General features: G+C 57.1%; 1 rRNA gene. It reads left to right on the top strand.

Annotated elements, in window-relative coordinates:
• Positions 1–51: 51 nt before the first annotated feature.
• A 23S ribosomal RNA gene (locus ABZ836_RS30350) occupies positions 52–3,172 on the top strand.
• The last annotated feature ends 22 nt before the right edge of the window (positions 3,173–3,194 follow it).

Raw genomic sequence — 3,194 nt, 5'->3', positions numbered from 1 at the left:
GTGGGTGGCTGGTCGTTGTTTGAGAACTGCACAGTGGACGCGAGCATCTGTGGCCAAGTTTTTAAGGGCGCACGGTGGATGCCTTGGCACCAGGAACCGATGAAGGACGTGGGAGGCCGCGATAGTCCCCGGGGAGTCGTCAACCAGGCTTTGATCCGGGGGTTTCCGAATGGGGAAACCCGGCAGTCGTCATGGGCTGTCACCCACTGCTGAACACATAGGCAGTGTGGAGGGAACGAGGGGAAGTGAAACATCTCAGTACCCTCAGGAAGAGAAAACAACCGTGATTCCGGGAGTAGTGGCGAGCGAAACTGGATCAGGCTAAACCTCAAGCGTGTGAGACCCGGCAGGGGTTGCGCTTGGGGGGTTGTGGGATCTCTCTTCCACGGTCTGCCGGCCGTGGGACGAGTCAGAAACCGTTGATGTAGGCGAAGGACATGCGAAAGGTCCGGCGTAGAGGGTAAGACCCCCGTAGTCGAAACGTCAGCGGCTCGTTTGAGAGACACCCAAGTAGCACGGGGCCCGAGAAATCCCGTGTGAATCTGGCGGGACCACCCGCTAAGCCTAAATATTCCCTGGTGACCGATAGCGGATAGTACCGTGAGGGAATGGTGAAAAGTACCGCGGGAGCGGAGTGAAATAGTACCTGAAACCGTGTGCCTACAAGCCGTGGGAGCGTCGGATGCAGCTTGCTGCATCTCGTGACTGCGTGCCTTTTGAAGAATGAGCCTGCGAGTTTGCGGTGTGTTGCGAGGTTAACCCGTGTGGGGAAGCCGTAGCGAAAGCGAGTCCGAATAGGGCGTTTGAGTAGCATGCCCAAGACCCGAAGCGGAGTGATCTAGCCATGGGCAGGTTGAAGCGGAGGTAAGACTTCGTGGAGGACCGAACCCACCAGGGTTGAAAACCTGGGGGATGACCTGTGGTTAGGGGTGAAAGGCCAATCAAACTCCGTGATAGCTGGTTCTCCCCGAAATGCATTTAGGTGCAGCGTCGTGTGTTTCTTGCCGGAGGTAGAGCACTGGATAGGCGATGGGCCCTACCGGGTTACTGACCTTAGCCAAACTCCGAATGCCGGTAAGTGAGAGCGCGGCAGTGAGACTGTGGGGGATAAGCTCCATGGTCGAGAGGGAAACAGCCCAGAGCATCGACTAAGGCCCCTAAGCGTACGCTAAGTGGGAAAGGATGTGGAGTCGCAGAGACAACCAGGAGGTTGGCTTAGAAGCAGCCACCCTTGAAAGAGTGCGTAATAGCTCACTGGTCTAGTGATTCCGCGCCGACAATGTAGCGGGGCTCAAGCGTACCGCCGAAGTCGTGTCATTGCAGCATGAGGGCCAACGCCTGCTGTGATGGGTAGGGGAGCGTCGTGTGCCGGGTGAAGCAGCCGCGGAAGCGAGTTGTGGACGGTTCACGAGTGAGAATGCAGGCATGAGTAGCGATACAAACGTGAGAAACGTTTGCGCCGATTGACTAAGGGTTCCTGGGTCAAGCTGATCTGCCCAGGGTAAGTCGGGACCTAAGGCGAGGCCGACAGGCGTAGTCGATGGATAACCGGTTGATATTCCGGTACCCGCTGTGAAGCGTCAAACATTGAATCCAGTGATGCTAAGCCCGTGAAGCCGCCCTTGATCTCTTCGGAGTGATGGGGAGTGGTGGAGCCGGTGACCCGAGCTGGTAGTAGGTGAGTGATGGGGTGACGCAGGAAGGTAGTCCATCCCGGGCGGTGGTTGTCCCGGGGTAAGGGTGTAGGCCGTGCGGTAGGTAAATCCGTCGCACATCAAGGCTGAGACCTGATGCCGAGCCGATTGTGGTGAAGTGGATGATCCTATGCTGTCGAGAAAAGCCTCTAGCGAGTTTCATGGCGGCCCGTACCCTAAACCGACTCAGGTGGTCAGGTAGAGAATACCGAGGCGTTCGGGTGAACTATGGTTAAGGAACTCGGCAAAATGCCCCCGTAACTTCGGGAGAAGGGGGGCCATTTCTGGTGATGAGCTTCGCGCTCTGAGCTGGGGGTGGCCGCAGAGACCAGCGAGAAGCGACTGTTTACTAAAAACACAGGTCCGTGCGAAGCCGTAAGGCGATGTATACGGACTGACGCCTGCCCGGTGCTGGAACGTTAAGGGGACCGGTTAGCTCCATTTCGGTGGGGCGAAGCTGAGAACTTAAGCGCCAGTAAACGGCGGTGGTAACTATAACCATCCTAAGGTAGCGAAATTCCTTGTCGGGTAAGTTCCGACCTGCACGAATGGCGTAACGACTTCTCGACTGTCTCAACCATAGGCCCGGTGAAATTGCACTACGAGTAAAGATGCTCGTTTCGCGCAGCAGGACGGAAAGACCCCGGGACCTTTACTACAGTTTGATATTGGTGTTCGGTTCGGCTTGTGTAGGATAGCTGGGAGACTGTGAAAGCGGCACGCCAGTGTCGTGGGAGTCGTCGTTGAAATACCAGTCTGGTCGTGCTGGATGTCTAACCTGGGTCCGTGATCCGGATCAGGGACAGTGTCTGATGGGTAGTTTAACTGGGGCGGTTGCCTCCTAAAGAGTAACGGAGGCGCCCAAAGGTTCCCTCAGCCTGGTTGGCAATCAGGTGTTGAGTGTAAGTGCACAAGGGAGCTTGACTGTGAGACCGACGGGTCGAGCAGGGACGAAAGTCGGGACTAGTGATCCGGCGGTGGCTTGTGGAAGCGCCGTCGCTCAACGGATAAAAGGTACCCCGGGGATAACAGGCTGATCTTCCCCAAGAGTCCATATCGACGGGATGGTTTGGCACCTCGATGTCGGCTCGTCGCATCCTGGGGCTGGAGTCGGTCCCAAGGGTTGGGCTGTTCGCCCATTAAAGCGGTACGCGAGCTGGGTTTAGAACGTCGTGAGACAGTTCGGTCCCTATCCGCTGTGCGCGTAGGAGTCTTGAGAAGGGCTGTCCCTAGTACGAGAGGACCGGGACGGACGAACCTCTGGTGTGCCAGTTGTTCTGCCAAGGGCATGGCTGGTTGGCTACGTTCGGGAGGGATAACCGCTGAAAGCATCTAAGCGGGAAGCCTGCTTCGAGATGAGGACTCCCACCCACTTGATGGGGTAAGGCTCCCAGTAGACGACTGGGTTGATAGGCCAGATCTGGAAGCCCGGTAACGGGTGGAGGTGACTGGTACTAATAGGCCGAGGGCTTGTCCTCAGTTGCTCGCGTCCACTGTGTT

This window comes from Streptomyces sp. NPDC047130 (assembly GCF_040643475.1).
GTDB lineage: Bacteria > Actinomycetota > Actinomycetes > Streptomycetales > Streptomycetaceae > Streptomyces.
Note: the sequence above shows the minus strand (reverse complement) of the source record. Positions and strands in the feature narration are given on the sequence as shown.